Source organism: Telluria sp. AZSoR62 (genome assembly GCF_058111565.1).
The window spans coordinates 91720-111244 of the sequence record NZ_JBYTST010000007.1 but is presented as its reverse complement, the minus strand read 5'-3'; the positions used below and the strand labels follow the sequence as shown (position 1 = coordinate 111244).

17 protein-coding genes are annotated in these 19525 nt (G+C 60.6%); 11 read left to right on the top strand and 6 right to left on the bottom strand.

Features of this window, described 5'->3' with window-relative positions; genetic code table 11:
* Positions 1 to 85: 85 nt before the first annotated feature.
* The 9 genes from deoA (at position 86) to AC3XQU_RS12660 (ending at position 11713) form a co-directional block, all read left to right on the top strand.
* Entirely contained in the window at positions 86 to 1408 is a 1323-nt protein-coding gene (deoA, locus tag AC3XQU_RS12700) for a thymidine phosphorylase (RefSeq protein WP_489874517.1), read from the top strand.
* A 10-nt stretch (positions 1409 to 1418) separates the two neighbouring features.
* The gene (locus AC3XQU_RS12695; RefSeq protein WP_489874516.1) at positions 1419 to 1820 is read left to right on the top strand and encodes a cytidine deaminase; all 402 of its coding nucleotides are present in this window, start codon (positions 1419 to 1421) and stop codon (positions 1818 to 1820) included.
* A 196-nt stretch (positions 1821 to 2016) separates the two neighbouring features.
* Positions 2017 to 4815, top strand: a complete 2799-nt coding sequence (locus AC3XQU_RS12690) for a type VI secretion system Vgr family protein (RefSeq protein WP_489874515.1) — start codon at positions 2017 to 2019, stop codon at positions 4813 to 4815.
* An 11-nt stretch (positions 4816 to 4826) separates the two neighbouring features.
* Positions 4827 to 5681, top strand: coding sequence for a DUF4123 domain-containing protein (locus tag AC3XQU_RS12685; protein ID WP_489874514.1), 855 nt, complete (start codon positions 4827 to 4829; stop codon positions 5679 to 5681).
* Positions 5678 to 8164: a T6SS effector BTH_I2691 family protein gene (locus AC3XQU_RS12680; RefSeq protein ID WP_489874513.1), complete on the top strand. Its 2487-nt coding sequence runs from the start codon at positions 5678 to 5680 to the stop codon at positions 8162 to 8164. Before AC3XQU_RS12685 ends, AC3XQU_RS12680 begins: the two co-directional genes overlap by 4 nt.
* A gap of 7 nt (positions 8165 to 8171) precedes the next feature.
* Positions 8172 to 9200, top strand: a complete 1029-nt coding sequence (locus AC3XQU_RS12675) for a DUF6708 domain-containing protein (RefSeq protein ID WP_489874512.1) — start codon at positions 8172 to 8174, stop codon at positions 9198 to 9200.
* Positions 9201 to 9461: 261 nt separating this feature from the next.
* Complete coding sequence (locus AC3XQU_RS12670) at positions 9462 to 9776, top strand: hypothetical protein (protein WP_489874511.1); 315 nt, start codon at positions 9462 to 9464, stop codon at positions 9774 to 9776.
* Positions 9777 to 9780: 4 nt separating this feature from the next.
* On the top strand, positions 9781 to 10809 hold the full coding sequence (locus AC3XQU_RS12665; RefSeq protein ID WP_489874510.1) for a DUF6708 domain-containing protein: 1029 nt from the start codon (positions 9781 to 9783) through the stop codon (positions 10807 to 10809).
* A gap of 211 nt (positions 10810 to 11020) precedes the next feature.
* Positions 11021 to 11713, top strand: coding sequence for a DUF2076 domain-containing protein (locus AC3XQU_RS12660; protein WP_489874509.1), 693 nt, complete (start codon positions 11021 to 11023; stop codon positions 11711 to 11713).
* 22 nt (positions 11714 to 11735) lie between these two features.
* Here the strand turns inward: AC3XQU_RS12660 and AC3XQU_RS12655 are convergent, their stop codons facing one another.
* The 6 genes from AC3XQU_RS12655 to AC3XQU_RS12630 all read right to left on the bottom strand — a co-directional run bounded on the left by AC3XQU_RS12655 (position 11736) and on the right by AC3XQU_RS12630 (position 16514).
* Positions 11736 to 12500 carry a LytR/AlgR family response regulator transcription factor gene (locus AC3XQU_RS12655; protein WP_489874508.1) on the bottom strand — a complete coding sequence of 255 codons (765 nt, stop codon included), beginning with the start codon at positions 12498 to 12500 and terminating at the stop codon, positions 11736 to 11738.
* Positions 12500 to 13390, bottom strand: coding sequence for a sensor histidine kinase (locus AC3XQU_RS12650; RefSeq protein ID WP_489874507.1), 891 nt, complete (start codon positions 13388 to 13390; stop codon positions 12500 to 12502). The genes AC3XQU_RS12655 and AC3XQU_RS12650 overlap by 1 nt, the downstream gene beginning before the upstream one ends.
* 3 nt (positions 13391 to 13393) lie before the next feature.
* Positions 13394 to 13645 carry a hypothetical protein gene (locus AC3XQU_RS12645; RefSeq protein ID WP_489874506.1) on the bottom strand — a complete coding sequence of 84 codons (252 nt, stop codon included), beginning with the start codon at positions 13643 to 13645 and terminating at the stop codon, positions 13394 to 13396.
* Between the two features lie 134 nt (positions 13646 to 13779).
* The gene (locus tag AC3XQU_RS12640; RefSeq protein WP_489874505.1) at positions 13780 to 14343 is read right to left on the bottom strand and encodes a GNAT family N-acetyltransferase; all 564 of its coding nucleotides are present in this window, start codon (positions 14341 to 14343) and stop codon (positions 13780 to 13782) included.
* A gap of 34 nt (positions 14344 to 14377) precedes the next feature.
* A complete protein-coding gene (locus AC3XQU_RS12635; protein WP_489874504.1) occupies positions 14378 to 15019 on the bottom strand; it encodes a TetR/AcrR family transcriptional regulator in 642 nt (213 codons plus the stop codon).
* A 7-nt stretch (positions 15020 to 15026) separates the two neighbouring features.
* Positions 15027 to 16514: an aminotransferase-like domain-containing protein gene (locus tag AC3XQU_RS12630; protein WP_489874503.1), complete on the bottom strand. Its 1488-nt coding sequence runs from the start codon at positions 16512 to 16514 to the stop codon at positions 15027 to 15029.
* Between the two features lie 167 nt (positions 16515 to 16681).
* Here AC3XQU_RS12630 and aptA point away from each other — a divergent pair, with 167 nt between their 5' ends.
* Positions 16682 to 17998, top strand: coding sequence for an omega-aminotransferase AptA (gene aptA / locus AC3XQU_RS12625; RefSeq protein WP_489874502.1), 1317 nt, complete (start codon positions 16682 to 16684; stop codon positions 17996 to 17998).
* A 2-nt stretch (positions 17999 to 18000) separates the two neighbouring features.
* The gene (locus AC3XQU_RS12620; RefSeq protein ID WP_489874501.1) at positions 18001 to 19494 is read left to right on the top strand and encodes a CoA-acylating methylmalonate-semialdehyde dehydrogenase; all 1494 of its coding nucleotides are present in this window, start codon (positions 18001 to 18003) and stop codon (positions 19492 to 19494) included.
* Positions 19495 to 19525 lie beyond the last annotated feature (31 nt).

The window sequence follows — 19525 nt, the reverse complement described above, 5'->3', positions numbered from 1 at the left end:
GATCATCAAGCGAGATCGGAGCCTGTACCTATCCCCGCGTGGGCGGGAGACCCGCCCACGCTACGTTATAGAAAAAGGTATTGTCATGTTCCTCCCCCAAGAAATCGTCCGCAAAAAGCGCGACGGCGGCATCCTCACTGCCGAAGAAATCCAGTTTTTCGTGCGCGGCATCCCTGACGGCAGCGTCACCGAAGGCCAGATCGCAGCCCTCGCCATGGCCGTCTACTTCAACGACATGAGCATGGACGAACGCGTTGCCTTCACGCTGGCGATGCGCGATTCCGGCCAGGTGCTGGAATGGACATCCCTGAACCTCCCGGGCCCAGTGGTCGACAAGCACTCGACCGGCGGCGTCGGCGACGTGGTCTCCCTCATGCTGGGGCCGATGATCGCCGCCTGCGGCGGCTTCGTGCCGATGATCTCGGGCCGCGGCCTGGGCCACACCGGCGGCACGCTCGACAAGTTCGACTCGATCCCCGGCTACAGCACGGTGCCCGATCCCGACCTGTTCCGCAAAGTGGTCAAGGACGTGGGCGTGGCCATCATCGGCCAGACCGCCCAGCTGGCGCCGGCCGACAAGCGCTTCTACAGCATCCGCGATACCACGGCGACCGTGGAATCGGTGGCGATGATCACCGGTTCCATCCTCTCCAAAAAGCTGTCGGCCGGCCTGGACGCGCTGGTGATGGACGTGAAAGTGGGCAGCGGCGCCTTCATGCCGACCTACGAGAAATCGGTCGAACTGGCCGAGAGCATCGTCGCCGTGGGTAATGGCGCCGGCACCCGCACCTCGGCCATCCTGACCGGCATGGACGAATCGCTCTGCCACGCCGCCGGCAATGCTGTCGAAGTGCGCGTCGCGATCGACTACCTGACGGGCAAGGCCCGCCCGGCGCGCCTGCATGAAGTGACGATGGCGCTGTGCGCCGAGATGCTGGTCATCTCGGGCATCGCCTCCAGCGAACAGGAGGCGCGCGCCAAGCTGCAAACCGCGCTCGATTCGGGCGAAGCGGCCGAGCGTTTCGCACGCATGGTAACCGCTCTGGGCGGCCCGGGCGACCTGATGGACAAGCCGGACGCCTACCTGGAAACCGCACCGGTCATCGTGCCGGCGCCGGCACTGCAGTCGGGCTTCGCTACTTCGGTCGACACCCGTGGCCTGGGCCTGGCGGTGGTCGCACTGGGCGGCGGCCGCGTACGTCCGCAGGATGCGATCGACTTCGCGGTCGGCCTGACCGGACTGGTCGAGCTGGGCGACAAGATCGAGGTGGGCCAGCCGCTGGCGATGGTCCATGCACGCAACCAGGCAGCTGCCGAGCAGGCCGTGGGCCAGGTGCAGGCTGCCTACCAGATCGGTGGAGAAAAGTCGGCCGCAACGCCAATGATCCACCGCACCATCCGTCCATAAGAGGCTGTCAATGAACTACGCAAAACTGATCGACGAAGCCCGCGCCGCGCGCGAGATGGCTTACGTGCCGTACTCGAAATTCAAGGTCGGCGCCGCGCTGGAAACGAAGGATGGCCGCATCTTCCGTGGCTGTAACGTGGAGAACGCTTCCTACGGCCTGTGCAATTGCGCCGAACGCACCGCTTTCTTCAGCGCCATCGCCGAAGGCTACAAGCCGGGCGATTTCACCGCCCTGGCCGTCATCGGCCAGACCGACGGCCCCATCGCCCCCTGCGGCGCCTGCCGCCAGGTGATCCTGGAACTCGGCGGCAACGCACTGCCGGTCGTGCTGACCAACCTGAAGGGCGACGTGTTCGAGACCACGGCTGCGCAGCAGTTGCCGAACGCCTTTGGCGGTGCGGACCTGAACTAGCCACTCCGGCTCCAAGCGCCCCGGCGACTGGGGCATCGGTATTGCCAGAAGCGCTGTTCGCAGAAATGCGACAGCGCTTTTGTTTTGGCTTGTCGCGCGGCATGCGGCCTGATCCTTCTCAAGAGCAAAAATGCAATCCCGGCGTGTAATCGCTTAATCGCGTGCATATGCGCGTGATCAATCTTGGGAGACAGCGATGTCGGAACACGTCCATGGCGCCAATCTGCTTGCATCCCTGAGCCGCTTCACCCAGGACACGCGCCTGCTCAAGTTATTCACGCCCTCGGGCGCAGACTTGCTGGCCGAATGCGTGCATGGCGAGGAGGGGATCAGCGAAGGCTACCGCTTCAAGGTCGACGCCTTATGCACGGACGCGCACCTGGAGCTCAAAGGCTTGATTGGCCAGCCGGCCCTGCTGCAACTGCTCACGGCCGAGAGCTTCAGCGCGCTGCGCCCCTTCCACGGATACATTACCTCGGCCGAAATCACCGGCGCGAATGGCGGTTTTGCGCGCTACGTGTTGAAGATCGAGCCGTGGAGCACATTCCTGTCGCTGGGCAGGGACAGCCGTACCTTCCAGGACATGACCGTCTTCGACATCCTGGATGTGGTGTTCGGCAGCTATGCGGGCCGCGGCAAGCTGGTTTCGGCCTGGCGCTTCGACATTGCCGGCCAGGGCATCTACCCCAAGCGCAGCCTCACCACGCAATACCAGGAGAGCGACCTGGCCTTCGTGCAGCGCCTGATGCTCGAGGAAGGCCTGTTTTATTTCTTCGAGCATAGCGGCGACCCGGACAGCGCCTCGCTGGGCAGCCACACCATGGTAATTGCCGACCACAACGGCGCATTCGCACCGAATCCGCAATCGTCGGTGGAGTTCACCCGGCCCGGCGCCGTCATGAAGGGCGACAGCATCGACCGCTGGCGTACCGAGATCCGCTTGACCACGAATGCGGTCGAGATGGGCAGCTGGGATTACCGCACCGTACGCCAGCGGCAAGTAAGCGCGGCGGGCACGGACAGTAGCGGCGCACAACTAAGCAGCCGCGATGTCCCTGGCGTCTATGCCTGGCAAAGCCGTGAACAGGGCCAGCGCATCGCCCTCAACCAGATCCAGGCAGCCGAGGCGTCGCGCCAGCTGCATATCGGCGCAGGCACCGTGCGCAGTTTCGTGCCGGGAACGACGTTTACGCTGCATGGGCACGCCAGGTTCGACGAGGCGGACAGCGACGATGGCCGCAGCTTCGTCATCGTTCGCGCGAAGCACCTGATGCACAACAACCTCTCGGCGGACATGGCCGATGTGGTGGGCAAGTTGCTGGGAAAGGGTTTGGCGGCATTGGCCAACAGCAAGGAGTCGAGCCAGGCCGACCTGCGGCAGCCTGGTTCCGAGCGGCCCCTGTACCGCAATCGGATCGAAGCCATCCTGGCCAGCGTTCCCTTCCGCAGCGCTCGTATCGATGGGCACGGCCATGTCCTCCGGCCAAGCCCGACCGTACGTGGCCAGCACACCGCCATCGTGGTGGGCCCTCCCGGCGCCGTGATCCACACCGACCGGGACCATCGGATCAAGGTGCAGTTCCACTGGCAGCGCGGGGTGAACAGTCATGGCCGGATGAACCATCCCTATCCGGAAGGACATACCGGCGCCCCGGGCGATGACACCGCCGGCACCTGGGTGCGCGTCGCCACGCCCGTGGCCGGCGCGAACTGGGGCAGCAACATGGTTCCCCGCGTCGGGCAGGAAGTGCTCATCGATTTCCTGGAAGGCGACATCGACCGTCCCGTCGTCATCGGCTGCTTGTACAACGGCCGCGGACGGCTCGACGCCCAGCATAACGAGGTCGCGCAAGGTGGGGGAGCCTCAACCGGCAACGCCTCACCCTGGTTCCCCGGCGAAAACGGCGGCCACGCGCATCCGGCCGCCCTGTCCGGCATCAAGTCCCAGGCCATGCAGGGCAGCCAGGGCGGCGATGGAGCATACAACCAGCTCGTATTCGACGACAGTGCCGGCCAGCCCCGCGTCGCGCTCCAACATCACGCCAAGCCCCATGCGGGAACAGCCGAGCTGAACCTCGGACACCTGCGGCACCAGACCGACAACGAGCGCCTGCAGCCGGCCGGCTTCGGGGCCGAACTCAAGACTGCGCACAGTCTCGCCATGCGGGCAGGGCAGGGCATGTTGCTGTCGACCGACATGCGCAGCGGCGGCAACGGGAGCCAGCTCGGTGCGCGGGAAGCGGAGGCGCAGATCGACGCGGCGCACCAGCTCGCCCTCGCCCTGGCGACTCAGGCAGGCAAGCATAATGCCAGGCTGAACGATGAAGCTGAGCCGGAAGAGCTGCCGGCCGTCAAGCAGATGCGGCACAGCGCGGACGTGCTGAAAGGCGGGGAGGGCGGGGGCGAGCGGCAAACGGATGAATTCAGCGAGCCGCAGCTGCAACTGTCGAGCCCTGCGGGAATTGCGGTGTGCACACCGGCTGATGTAGTGCTGTCGGCGGGGACGACCAGCAGCGTGGTTGCCGGGCAGGATATCAATCTGATTGCGCAGGGGGCGAGCTCCACGCTCGTGGCCAAGGGCATCAGTCTGTTCACTTACGGTAAGACCAGCAGCAAGGACAAGCCGAACCAGGAGGTGGGGATCAAGCTGCATGCGGCAAGCGGGAAGGTGAGTGTGCAGAGCCAGTCAGGGGCGACGACTATTACTGCGGACAAGAAAGTCACGGTGGCGAGCGTGACTAAGTCGGTATCGATTTCGGCGCCGAAGAAGCATGTGCTGCTGACTGCGCAGGGGGCGTATATCAAGCTGGAGGGGGGGAATATCGAGGTGCATGCGCCGGGGAAGGTGGAGTTCAAGGCGAGCAAGAAGGAGTTGGCGGGGCCCCAAAGCACAAAACAAGAAAAGGTGCTGCCAAAACCAGGGGACCTGACATTATGCGAGCTCCGCGCAGCCGGAGCTGCTACTGCTGGCGACAGCAGTGTACCGCTGTTGTGAGCAGATCTGTGATGAGCCATTTCCTCAACGCGACTGTGCTCCGCAAATATCAGCTGGCCGTCGTAGACGCAGCGGTATTTGGAATGCTGCCAGAAGGCATGACGACTGAGATTCTCATACCAAAGCACATGGCGCAATGCGCCAATTTGATGCCCAGGCTAATCGATCTCGAAGGCCTGAATGAGAATCGCAGAGATGCCCTTCAATCATGCTTGCAATATGCGCAAGTAAATCAGGAACTGCTAGCTGCCATCATTTTCATTGCTACATCGAAAGGCACAAAGGAATTCACTCGCCACTGGAATGTCCTCCAAATATTCACACACGTGGATATGCGCAAGTCATGGCTTCGAGCTCATGATCCGCGGGTACTTCATCAATTGCTTCGTGTGTTGAATCCAAAGCAGCGCCGCTGGTTATTCGGACCAGTTCATGCTTTTCATTACTGCATAGGTAGCGACTGGAATACGGCCTTACGTGATACCGAGGGACCGCTCGGACACATGTCCTCAATCGGCCCAGCCGGATGGGATTGGGGGCGGATCGAGCAGATTGGTATGGTCAACCGTGCGCTATGTGGAGCAGGCGTCCGTGACCTGCCAACGCTGACGACCCAAGGAGCATTAGCCGAGCAGCTAATTCAACGCGCGATCGTTCGTCACGGGCTAAGCGACAAAGCTGACCTCGTCGAGTTCGCGACCCGTGGCCTTGTTGCTGGCCCGCTGTTCGATGAGCATCCACAAGTTGCGAACGCCATCAAGGGTGCTATAGCGTCCGGCGAACCTACGAGTTTGTCTGATCGTTTTGCGCTCCTGGAGGATGCCATTTGGGCCTCCTTCACCGAAATCCCTCAACCCTGTTTATGAGACCATATATGAATTCGGCAGCGACATGTGAGTTCTGTGACAAGCGCGGCTTACCCTTGCTACTCGTGCGTCATGCTATCGCGCCAGCGGATTCCGGGGCGCCCGTCGTCTCCGGCTCGCCGATTGAATTTGCCTCTTCTGCTGGCCACTACACCAAGCGGCTGATTCGAAGCGGTTATGTCAATGTGTTCGATGAGGCACGCAGACGCTGGGAAGCATATTTCGTAACGCCGGATGGGTTCTTTTTCAAGCTGCTTCAAACATCCGGTATGGCACCAGTGATACCGAAGAAACCCTTTAACTGCCCAGATGAAGGCCACCGCGCCGTGGCAAGCTGCATCACAATTCCTGACCCGTCACATGCCTCAACAGTCTGGGTGGGCTTTAGTGATGTCTTGTGGACTGATGCGGTCCGAAAGAAAAATGAAGAGACGGCATATCGTCGAAGGCACATGGCCGAGATTGACGTCAAGGCCGCCCTGAAAGGAATTCAAAAAGACCATAAACCAATCGGGCAAGCAGATACCGAGGTAGCTGAGTATGCGATGAGTCCGGTCGAGGCCCGGAGGGCTTTTGAAGGAAGCCCATTCGTGTTTCATTCGCGCCAGCACGACACTGCTCGACTCAAGCGGGAATGCGAGTTAATGCGGCCTGGACGTGGATTAATTGTCACCATACCGGACCCCGGCGGATTAGCACAGGAACTGGCGTTCCTGATGCAGTATAAGACCGAAGCATTCGTTAATCAGAAGCCGGAAGATAAGCGGAAGCTAGCTGCAAGCCTGGCGATTGACCAGATCAAGACAGCAATCCAAACAAATGCGGAAGATATGGAAATCGCCCTCGCTGATGAAATCGCGGATCAACGAATGGTCGATGACCCTTTTGGACATTGGGTATCAAGTTCCGCACGGGCAACGACTGAAAAAATCCGCAACATCGAACCTGCGCAATTGAAGCGGGTGTCGAACTCGGCATGGATAAAATACGGCGAAAAATTTGACGATAGAAAGCGTGGCGGATGGCTCAAGTCATTCCATGGAGAACTCGAAAAATTTGATAAGATTCACATTTCCCCATTAGCTGAAGCGCACATTGCCTGGATGAGGAGTTCGAGCATGGCTGCTTACTTCGAATGCAACTTCGATCAGAAAAATGTCGACTCTGGAAAAACTTACACGGTCGCATTGAGCCATTGCATACATTCTACTCAGGATAAAAAAGCTTGCTCCGATCTTTACGTGGAATGGTTAGGGGGCGATATTGCGGATTCAAATAATTTGCTTCTAAGGGCAATGGTTTTGAATCAATCGCCAGCTATTAATGCAATAAAAAATGCCGTATCAGTCAGTACGGATTTCCGGCAAATTCCTTGGGATAATTTGTTTTCTATACACGATGCAGTTGTTGACAGACTCGATAGGAACGCGCAAGACGTAGCCGCTGGGTTTATGGCGCAAATTAGTGGTCCGGTGGCACGTGCGTTTAATAAAGTATTGGATGGAAGTGTAACGTTCCGCGCTGCAGTCATGGCCAGTGGATTAATTTCTGGTCATCCTGTGGTTATATGTGAAGTCACTGGTTCAAAAAAGATGTTCCTTGAGCGCTTGGTTCGACAGTTAATGCGAGCAAATTCCAACCAGATAACCGAACCTGAAATGAAGCGCGCAATCAAGCTTCAGCTAAAACGCCTGCAGGTCCAAGGGGTGCGCATGGAGGGGGAGGCGAGAAAGAGGTGGATGATTGTTGCAGATGAAGACGTTCTCAAAAATATGCCGCACGGGCTCAGACCTGAACAGCAGGCACAGTGGTTAGCAAAAAGTGTAAGAACTGTTGAGAGCCTAAACAAATTGAATTTGGAACGTTGGCGAACTGTAGTCAACAACAACGCTCCGAAGGTGGTCACGGCCCTAGTTCAAGCGGTATGCCTGACAAAGGTGTGGGAGGACGAACAAAAAAGCCTTTCCCATGATAAGTCTGATGCAACTGGACGTCTCTACGGCGGCATTGCGGCATTATTATCCACCACGGCCGAAGCGATTGGTGGAGTCATGGAAGCAAAGAGCGCGCTTGGCTTACGTTACGGGCAGGGTATAGCGTCGCGCGGCAGCGTTTTCTTGAAGACGGCCGGTAGATTTGGCGGAATTTGTGCGGGAATAACCTTAGCGATTTTGGACGGCGTGAAAGCAAACGACGCAAAGGTCGAAAATCAAATGGGTCTGGCGTGGCTCTATGGTGGCTCGGCTGCGATCGGGTTTTGCTTAACGCTGGCTTTAGCTTTTCCATTCGTTTTAGGTGCCGCAGCCATTCCAATAATTGGGCTGTTATTCGTTTTAGTGATTGCAATAGGCTTGATCATCGAACGTTTGAAAGATAACCCGATTCAGGATTGGTTGGAGCGTTGTCCTTGGGGATATTTAGAAGGAAAACGCTACCCAAATATGGGTACTGAACAGTCTGAACTGGCCATTGCGTTGAAGTGAGGGTGATATGGAATTTTCGGGCCTAATTGGCAAGTATCCTGTTAATCGCCTGCTTACTGAGCAGGAGCGCTCTCATCAACTTCATCAAGGGCGTGGTTTGAACTTGGCCCCGCATTACCAGTTGAGCGTCATCGAAATGAACTCGACATTCCTTGAAACAGTAGATAAGTGGTACGGATGGAAGGGCAGCGCTACTGCAATTACTTCGACGATTCTGATAATGATTAGCGTTACTTTGGGCTGGTTAGGCCTTGAGCTTACCCTGGAAGGGTTTGGTATTCTGGAGTCAACGCTCACTTCAGGCGTGGCCCTTGCAAATGGCTTGGGGATGCTGGCCTTGGTCGGGATGATGGATTGGTTAGTAATTCGAATACTGCGTAAAGAATCTTTTGCTTATACACATTATCCAGTTCGATATAATCGGAAGAATCGCACGGTCTATTTCTTCAGGATTGACGGTACTGTTTCATCCCATTCCTGGGATCAGTTATTCTTCACCTTGGGACATATTCCTGTTTCGAACTTGTGGGAAGTGCGGGCCCATGTTTTGGGTTCCGATAAGGCGACCGTGCTGGAGACGTTTGCACTGAGTTATTCGGGGACTCTCAGCGCCGCTGATCTGTCCCATAATGTTGCCAACTATTCGGCTGAGGACTTCATCCGTGCGCATTGGGAATTCATCCGACGTTATATGGAAGATGGGCCGAGGGATATCTCTAGGCAAATCCGGTTTTGCATGCCTATTCGTACAAAACGTGAGAGCGTGCGACTAAGTTTTGAGCGCATATTTGCCAATTTCGCAGGAGCGCCGGCCCTATTGTATCTGGTCATGGTTCCCTTCTGCTTTATCATAAGTGTTTTTCGGTTGTTTGCTATACACACGAGCAAAATTCCGCAATGGCCCTCAGACGTCAACGCAAGTTGTACTGTTGAATCGAATGATCCTTATGCAATCATAGGAGCAGAGAATGGCGAGCGGATTGCTGTTTATCCGAAAGCAGCTCTTGATGCAGGGGTGCAATTTGGTGTGTCTTAGCTGTCTTGAGTTCGACTCTGTCATACGATCGACGGGAAGCTAAAATACATGTTGTTGTGTTGATCGATTCTTGAAATTTCGAACGCCCGCACGCGTGTCTCCTTGAACTAATGTTGAAGAGGAGCATGACCATTGGCCCGTGCGACGCACAGGTATTGCACGATTTCCTCGGCCAACGTATGAAATTTGGGCAAGCGCTCGCTTCAGGAGCAGGCAGCCTTTTTAAATGGGCAGGGGCAAGGGCAGGAATATTAGCAGGCCTTGTCATGGCAGGGTTGGATTTCAACAAAGCCCATAACCGAGTTCAAGGAGGGGGCAGGTCAGGTGGTTGTAGGTGCATACGTTGGTTCGGGTTTGGCGAGCATTATCCTCACTCTTGCGATCGTAAACGCATGGGCTATACCAGTTATCGGTCTCTTGTTGTTGCTGGTAATCGGCATCGGTGTTTTGATCGAATATGTTAAGGATAATCCAATTCAAGATTGTTTAGAGCGTTGTCCATGGGGAAAGTTTGAACATCAGCGCTTTTCTGATTTTTCAACAGAGCAAGCGCAGTTGCAGCTTGCATTAGGATGAAAACATGATGGACTTCATGGGTCTCACTAGGAAATATCCCGTCAATCGACCCCTCACGGAAATTGAGAAGGCTCTGCAATTGAAGCAGAAGGTGCGCTTGAGCCTTGAACCGCATTATCAGCTGTCGATAATCAAAATGAATTCAAACTTTCTGGAGTCAGTTGACAAGTGGTTTGGTTGGAAAGGCGTTATCTCAGGGGTTGCGCTAGGAGCGATTTCGATAATGGTTGTTTTCTACGTTGCAATGTTGCAGGTTGCTTTTTCTCGTGAAAATACCGCGGATAGCGTAAATGATGATTTGTCTATAATGACGATGGTAACGTTGATGATGTTGCCGGTCGTGATCGCTGCTGTCTGGACTCTCTTGAAAGAGTCCTTCGCTTATACTCATTATCCGATACGCTTCGATCGAAAAAACCGCGAGGTACATATATTTCGAACTAACGGATCGGTTTTGTCTGCGAGATGGAGTGAAATATTTTTTACATTGAGTAAGCTCCGTTCTGGGGGAGGGTGGGAAGTTCTTGGACATATTCTTGGGCCAGAGCGCGACATAGTTCTTGAAACATTTTCACTAAGTTATATGGGCTCCGTGAGTGCCAACAGTATTGCACCCGAGGTGAAGAGCTATTCCGCTGACGATTATCTTCATGCGCATTGGGAATTCATTCGTCGATATATGGAAGAAGGTCCCGAATACTTGTCACGTCAAGTTCAGTTTTGCATGCCGGTGGATGCCCGCCGTGAAACAGCACGAATCAGCTTCGAAAGGATATTCGCAAATTTTGCAAGCGCTCCGGGTCTGCTCCGGTGGATGGCGGTGCCCTTATGTCTTGTAATAGGATTTTTTAGAATTATTTCAATGAGGACCTGCAAAATTCCGGCATGGCCTGCAGCGTTGGAAGCCAGATGTACGACCTACCCAGATGATCCCTACGCGATTGAGGGCGGGTCGGATGGCAAGAAGAAAGCCGTATTTCCTGAAGCTGCGCGGGCTGCCGGCGTTTTTTTTACGATGGCCCGGGAAGTTTAGGCTAGATAGGATACTTATAGAAATATGGCAAGCCTGTATGCCGCTGCGGCCCGTTTATCGGTCGATAACGCGAACACCCACGCTCACAGGCCTGAGCAACTTGCTAAGCGGAATCAGTCCGTTGGCTCCAGGAGACATCACAATACAGCCTTGAAATCGCTGACGGACACACAACATGTTGTCTTGACACGATTCCGATGAGGAGCACGACATGAGCCCGTCCGACGCACAGGTATTGCACGATTTCCTCGGCCAGCTAGTCCAAGCTCGCGGCCTGAAGAAAGACCCCGAAGCCGACGCGCTGATCCAGCGCGCGGTCGAGCAGCAGCCCGACGCCGCTTACCTGCTGGTGCAGCGGGTGCTGCTGATGGAGCAGGCCCTGAACAGCGCCAAATCCCAGATCGCCACGTTGGAAAATCAACTGCGCCAGCAGCAACATTCCCAACACCAGCAACAGCAAAGCGGCGGCTTCCTCGAGAACGTGTTCGGCCATCGCCGCCACGTCTCTCACCCGCAGTCCCACCACATGTCTTACCAGCATGCCTATCCAGGTTCGACGGGCGGCGGCATGCCCGGCTTCTTGCGCGGCGGTGGCGGCGGAGGGATGCTCGGATCGATCGCCGCCACTGCAGCAGGCGTAGCGGCAGGCAGTTTCCTCTTCCACGGCCTGGATAACCTGTTCCATGACCACGACGGCAACGGAGCAGCCCACCTGTTAGGCGGCGAGCAATTGGGAAGCGCGGACCAGTTGGGCAGCAGCGACCTCTCCGGCAGCGCACTGGCCGAACAGGCCGGCCTGGGCGACATCGGCCAGTCCGACAACCTGCTCGACAGCGAACCTGGCCTGGACGGCAACGGCGGCTTCTTCGACGGCGACGGTTCCGACGACGGCCTGTTCGGCTAAACGCCAGTAGGCGGCAGCGACGCTACATCTGCTGGAACAGGTGCGAGTGATTGCGGCTGACTTCCAGCTCGCCCGCGAAGTTGCGCAGCTTGAGCATCTGCCGCCCGCGCAGGTCGCGCGTGACTTCGGCAATGGCATCGACCCGCACCAGGGTGGAACGATGGATGCGCCAGAATTCGTCCGGGTCCAGCTCGTCCGCCAACTCCTTGAGCGTCTTGCGGATCAGGAGCTGCGCGGTGGCGGTCTGCACGCAGGTGTACTTGTCTTCGGCCTGGAAAAACAGGATCTCGCGGGTGCTGACCATGCGCAGGCTACCGCCAACTTGCGCCTGGATCCAGCGCAGGTAATCCGGTTTGGCGGCCGCGCCGCCCTGCTTGAGCAGGGCGCCCAGTTCGGCCAACTGCGCGCCGATATCCTGCGGCGCCTGGCTCAGGCGCTTGCGCACCCGCTCGCAGGTGGTCTGCAGGCGTGCCGGCGTCACCGGCTTGAGCAGGTAGTCGATCGCGCCCTGTTCGAAGGCGTCCAGCGCATATTGGTCGTAGGCGGTAACGAACACGATGTGGCAGCGGTTGTAGAGCTGGCGCGCCGCGTCGATGCCGCCCATGCCGGGCATGCGGATATCGAGGAAGGCGATGTCTGGCTGGTGCTGCGCGGCCAGGGCCAGCGCCTCCATGCCGTTCGCGGCTTCTCCCACGATCTGCAGGTCCGGCCATGCTTCAAGAAGCCGCATGCGCAGCTGCTCGCGCAGTGGTGCTTCGTCGTCGGCGATCAGGGCGGTAATGGGCATCAGTCGAACTCCGTCATCCGGTAGGGCAGGCGGATCGAGGCGCAGGCGCCGCCGCCCGGGGGCAGCTCGATCACCAGCTCCGCATTCTTCCCATACAGCAGGGCCAGGCGTTCGCGGATGTTGGCCAGGCCCACGCCTTCGTCGGCATGCAGGTCGATGCCGACGCCGTCGTCGCAGACATCGACATGCAGGATCGCGCCTTCGACATGGGCCTTGACCGTGATGGTGCCGCCCGCGACCTTGGGCTCCAGCCCGTGCTTGATGGCGTTTTCGATCAGGGTCTGCAGCATCATCGGCGGGAAGGGCGAGCTGCCGAGGAAGTCCGGCACTTCGAAGCGCACGGCCAGCCGTTCCTTCATGCGTGCCTGCATGATGGCGAGATAGGCCTTCGAGAGTTCCACCTGCTTGCCGAGGGTGCCGCCGCCACCGGCGCGCATCTGCGGCAGCGAGGAGCGCAGGTATTCGATCAGGTGGGCATGGACGCGCGCAGCTTCCTTCGGATCGGTCTCGATCAGCTGGCCGATCAGGGCCAGGGTATTGAACAGGAAGTGCGGCTCGACCTGGGCCTGCAGCGTGGCCATCTGCGCTTCCATCAGGCGCCGCTCGAGCGTGGCGACATCCGCCTTGTCCGAGGCAGCCTTGGCCTGCAATTCGGCGCGGCGCTTGCCGCCGGCCAGCACCTTCACGCCGAACGAGATCAGGATGAAGGAGATGGCCGGCTCTTCCAGCTGGAAGAACAGGCCGAACACGAAGACCAGGAACCAGGTCACGTACAGCTGGCGCCACTCGACCAGGGCCAGCCAGTCGAAGAAGCTCCAAGCGATGGTGCTTGCTTCGCTGACGGCTTCGCGCACGAAGTCGAGTGCGCGGTTGATCGGTGCGGCGGCCATGGCTTACTCCACGATCTGGGAAGGACGGCGGCCGAACAGGGCCGTGGCGACGAGCTTGAGCAGCAGGAAGCCGACGAACAGCGTCAGCGCCAGCGGCACGATGGTCAGCAGGCAGGCCAGCAGGATCGACACGGCCAGCAGCGCCGGCCAGGGCAGGGCGGCAAGGGTGCGGGCGCCCGAGCGCACGGCGCGGTTGCATTTGCGGCCGAGGTCTTCCATGTCGGCGACGAAGGATTGGAAAGCGGTGGTTTTCATGTGCTGCGTCCTTTGCTGGAGTTGATGGTGCTACTTTAGGAGGAGCACATCCAGCGCGCCAGACGTATCCGACGAAGTGCCGGAAAGCCGGCATTGACGGTAGAGAAGGCGGATAAGCGGGAAGCTCGCGCGGCTCAGAGGCTGGGACGCGCGTCCCAGTAACGCTTGAGCAGGCCGTAGTTGATCGTGTCGGCCATCTCGCCGTGCACGAACCAGCGCTCGGGCATGAAGCCCTCCTTGCGAAAGCCCATCCGTTCCAGCACCGCGGCCGAGGCGGCGTTGCGCGGGTCGATGTCGGCCTCGACGCGGTTCAGGCGCAGTTCGTGGAAGCCGTAGTCGAGCGCGGCGCCCAGGGCTTCGCAGGCGTAACCCTTGCCCCAATGCGCGCTGCCGAGGGCGTAGCCGATCTCGCAGCGGCGGTTCTGCGGGAAGACATGGTGCAGGCCAACGGTGCCGATCAGCACGCCCGTCTCGGCCAGCTCGATGCCGAAGCGGACCTCGCTCTGGTCGCGGTAGCCGTCGAGCGCCTGTCCGATCATGGTTTCCGCATCCGCCACCGAGGTCCACGGCTCGGCGCTCCAGTAGCGCACCACGGCCGGGTCGGAAAACACGGTGAACAGGTCGGCGGCATCCATCATCGTCAGCGGACGCAGGGTGAGCCGGTTGGTCGTCAGGATGGGCGTAGGATAGCTGGGCATGGTGGGAATGATAACATTGCTGATTCGAGAATGCTCAGCCGGCAGCCGCCACTGCCCGTACCACCAGGTCGCCGACCAGCTGCTCGGCATCCTCGAAATCCCTGCCCGTGAGCTCCGGCTGGCCCAGCACCAGCGCCATCTGCGCCGAGAAGTCGGCGTAGGACTGCGTCATCGCCCACAGTGCGAACAGCAGGTGGGTGGCATTCACGCGGGCGATGCGCCCGTCCGCCATCCAGCGCTCGAACACCTCGATGTCGCGGCGCAGCAGCGGCACCACGCGCTCGCGGATCTGGTCGCCGTAGAATGTCGCGCCGCCGATGACTTCCATCGCATACACGCGCGAGGCCCAGGGCTGCTCGCGCGAGAAGCGCAGCTTGGCCGCGACATAGGCGCGCAGCACGTCGGCCGGCGCGCCGTCGGCATTGGCCAGGTGGGCCATGCGTTCCAGCCAGTCATCGAGCACGTCGTCGAGCACGCGCTTGTACAGGACTTGCTTGGTGGGGAAGTAGTACATCAGGTTCTGCTTGGACATCGCGGCGCGTTCGGCGACGGCGGCGATGGTCGTGCCTTCGAAGCCGCATTCGGCGAACAGGCGGGTGGCTTCGAACAGGATCGCGGTCTCGAGCCGGTCGCGGCGCTTGGCGGCGGTGTCGGTGTCGCTGGTTTGCAGGTCCATGGATTCCTCAGCGCTGCGTACGCAGGAAGGCAAGCAGTTGCGGGTTGGCCGCATAGGCGGCATTGAAGCGGAACCAGATGCGGCTTGGGGTGCGCTGGGTGAAGAACTCGCCGGGCGCGAGCAGGATGCCCGCCTTCAGGGCGGCGTCGGCGATGCTGCGGCCGTTGCGTGCGGGTGTCGGCGATGCGTGCCAGCCGGCGCTGACGAACATGCCGCCGCGCGGGCGCGCCAGCGGGCCCATGCCGATGCCGTCCAGGGCCTCGAGCGTACGTTCGCGCGCGTCGCCCAGCTGCACCACCAGGCGCTCGACCATGCGGCGGTAGCCGCGCGTGCTGGTGGCGTCGAATACGGCGCGCTCGTTGATCTCGGACGTGGTCAGGCCGGTCACCATCTTCACGCGCAGCAGTTCCGGCACCAGCGAGGCGGAGGCGCACAGCGAACCCACGCGCAGCACCGGTGACAGGGTCTTGGAAAAGCTGCCGACCCGGATCACGCGGCGCAGCCCGTCCATCGCCGCCAGCGAGGCGTCGCCGGGCGCGGCCAGCTCGCGGTAGATGTCGTCCTCCACCAGCCAGAAATCGAACTGCTCGGCCAGCAGGAGCAGCCGGTGCGCCTGCGCCTGCGACAGCGAGGTGCCGAGGGGATTCTGCAGCACCGTGTTGACGAACATGAGCTTGGGCTGCAGCAGGGCCGCCTGGCGCGCCAGCTCCTCCATGTCCAGGCCCGCTTCGCCGCGCGGGATGCCGACCGGGATGCAGCCGTGGTGGCGCACCAGCGACAGCAGGTTGCTGTAGCCGGGGTCTTCCACCAGTACCACGTCGCCTGGCCGCGTCAGGGTGCGCAGCACGAGGTCGAACGCATGGGTGGCGCCATGGGTCAGGATGACCTGGTCGGGCTCGACGTGGAACAGCTCGTCGGACAGGGTCGAAGCCAGGTGCTGGCGCAGCGAGGGAAAGCCGAGCGGGTGGCCATAGCCGCGCAGGCGACCCGCCGGGATCTTCATCGCATGGCGCACGGCGTCGAGGATGGTGTTTTCGCCATACCAGTCGGGCGGCAGCCAGCCGGCGCCGACCGGCAAGGCTTCGCCCTGGCCGGAATACAAATCAGGGGCGAGGGCGTCGATCTCGGAATGCAGGCTTGAGGGCGCTTCGCTCGGTGCGCAGGGCGCCGGCGCCAGGCTGCGGGTAACGAAAAATCCGGAACCGCGGCGCGAGGATAGCAGGCCGAGCTGGTGCAGCCGCTCGTAGGCATCGACCACCGTGTAGGTGCTGACGCAATTGATCTTTGCGAATTGTCTAACCGAGGGCATTTTCGACCCACTACCCAACTGACGCTCGTTTACCATCGTCGAGATGGCCGCGACGATCTGATCGACCAGGCTGCCGCGGCGGCTCCTGTCGATGGGCAACAGCGGCCAGGCCGTACCGGACGCCGTACCGGACGCCGCATCGGACGCTTTGCAGGGAAATCCTTCTGTCAAAACAGCTTCTTCCATCGTCGCCGCTCCGTTCCACGGGTCTTCAACTGTACCGGTTAAGCTACCAATACGGTTGGTCGGTTTTGCCCTTGGTGTATCTGTGCCGGTGTTGCCTTGCTGACTATTATTGATCAATATTTTGCCAACTGGTAAAAATTTTTCGCCACCATGGCGGGGAGAGTCGCATGAACGAATCCAGGCCCAAGTCGATGTCGTCGTTTTGGATGCCCTTCACCAATAACCGCGATTTCAAGGCCAATCCGCGCCTCTTGGTCTCGGCCGAAGGCATGTATTACAAGGACGTCGACGGCAACCACATCCTCGACGGCACCGCCGGCCTGTGGTGCGTTCCCTGCGGCCACGCCCAGCCGCGCATCACGCAAGCCGTGAGCCAGATGGTCGGACAGCTCGACTTCGCGCCCACCTTCCAGATGGGCCATCCGGCCGCGTTTGATCTGGCCGAGCAGCTGATGGACTATACCGGCCACAAGTTCGGCCACGTCTTCTATACCAACTCGGGTTCGGAAGCGGTGGACACGGCGCTGAAGATGGCGCTGGCCTACCACCGGGCCCGCGGGGAGGGCGGGCGAACCCGCCTGATCGGCCGCGAGCGCGGCTACCATGGCGTCGGTTTCGGCGGCCTGTCGGTGGGCGGCATCGGCAACAACCGCAAGAGCTTCGGCCCGCTGCTGCCGGGCGTGGACCACCTGCCGCACACGCACAACCTGCTCAAGAACGCCTTCTCGCGCGGCGAGCCGGATTTCGGGGTCGAGCTGGCCGACGAGCTCGAACGCCTGGTCACGCTGCACGACGCCTCGACCATCGCCGCCGTCATCATCGAGCCGGTGTCCGGCTCCACCGGTGTGCTGGTGCCGCCCAAGGGCTACCTGAAACGCCTGCGCGAGATCTGCGACAAGCACGGCATCCTGCTCATCTTCGACGAAGTAATCACCGGTTTCGGCCGCCTGGCCACGCCCTTTGCCAGCGATTATTTCGGCGTCGAGCCTGACATGATGACGACCGCGAAAGGCCTGACCAATGGCGTGGTGCCGATGGGCGCGGTGTTCACCAAATCCTTCATCCACGACGCCTTCATGGATGCGCCGGCCGGCATCGAGCTGTTCCACGGCTATACCTACTCGGGCCATCCGCTGGCCTGCGCCGCGGCCATCGCGACGCTCGAGGTCTTCCGCGAGCAGGGCATCACCGAGAACGCCAAGGCGCTGCAGCCCTACTTCGAAGACGCCCTGCACTCGCTGCGCGGCCTGCCGCACGTGATCGACATCCGCTCGATCGGCCTGGTGGCCGGCATCGAACTGCAACCCATCGCCGGGAAGCCGGGCGCGCGCGCCTACAGCGCCTTCAAGCAGGCCTTCGCGGACGGCATCCTGATCCGCGTGACGGGCGACATCATCGCGCTGTCGCCGCCGCTCGTCCTCACCAAGCAGCACATCGACGAATTGTTCGGCAAGCTGGCCAACGTACTGAAAAACCTGGATTGACCATGAACCTGATTTCCCATTTCATCGACGGCCAGCAGGCCCACCCGGAAGGCACGCGCCAGGCCGATGTGTACAACCCGGCCAGGGGCGAGCCTTGTGCGCGCGTGGCGCTGGCCGAGCCGCGCGACGTGGATGCCGCGGTGGCCGCAGCAAGCAGGGCCTTCCCGGCCTGGGCCGCGACCCCGCCGCTGGCGCGCGCCCGCGTGCTGTTCAAATACCTGCAGCTGTGCCAGCAGCACACCGACGAATTCGCGGCGCTGGTCACGCGCGAGCACGGCAAGACCTTCGCCGATGCGCAAGGAGAGGTCGCGCGCGGCATCGAGATCGTGGAATTCGCGGTCGGCATCCCGCAGATGCTCAAGGGCGAATTCTCGGACCAGATCGCGCGCGGCATCGACGCCTGGTCGATGCGCCAGCCGCTGGGCGTGGTCGCCGGCATCACCCCGTTCAACTTCCCGGTGATGGTGCCGATGTGGATGTTCCCGGTTGCGATCGCGTGCGGGAACACGTTTGTCCTGAAACCCTCCGAGCGCGACCCGTCGCCTTCGCTGCTGCATGCGCGCCTGCTCAAGGAAGCGGGCCTGCCGGACGGCGTCTTCAACGTGGTCCAGGGCGACAAGGTGGCGGTCGATGCGCTGCTCGACCATCCCGACATCCAGGCCATCAGTTTCGTCGGCTCCACGCCGATCGCCGAATACATCTATTCGCGTGGCTCCGCCAAGGGCAAGCGGGTGCAGGCCCTGGGCGGCGCCAAGAACCACATGGTCGTCATGCCCGACGCCGACATGGAAATGGCGGTCGACGCCCTGACCGGCGCGGCCTACGGCTCGGCCGGCGAGCGCTGCATGGCGATCTCGGTGGCGGTGGCGATCGGCGACGCCGGCGACAGGCTGGTGGCAGGCCTGGCCGAGCGCGCCGCGCGCCTGAAGATCGGCGACGGCATGAGCGAAGGCGCCGAAATGGGGCCGCTGGTCACGGCTGCGGCCAAGGAGCGCGTCGAGCGCCTGATCGGCCAGGGCGTGGAGCAGGGCGCCACCCTGGTGGTCGACGGCCGCGCCTGCCGCGTCGAAGGCTGCGAGAAGGGCTTCTTTGTCGGCGGCACCCTGTTCGACCACGTCAAGCCCACCATGAGCATCTACCAGGAAGAGATCTTTGGCCCGGTGCTGTGCGTGGTGCGCCTGCCGGACGTGGGCAGTGCGGTAGAGCTCATCAACGCCAATGAATACGGCAACGGCGTGGCGATCTTCACGCGCGACGGCGGCGTGGCGCGCGAGTTCGTGCGCCAGATCGAGGTGGGCATGGTCGGCGTGAACGTGCCGCTGCCGGTGCCGATGGCCTTCAACAGCTTCGGCGGCTGGAAGCGCAGCCTGTTCGGCGACCACCACGCCTACGGCCCGGAAGGCGTGCGTTTCTACACCCGCCACAAGGCGGTGATGCAGCGCTGGCCCAACACCGCCAGCAGCGGACCGGAATTCTCTTTCCCGCAGATGAAGTAAGCAGGTCGATTAACACAAGAGCATAGGGATG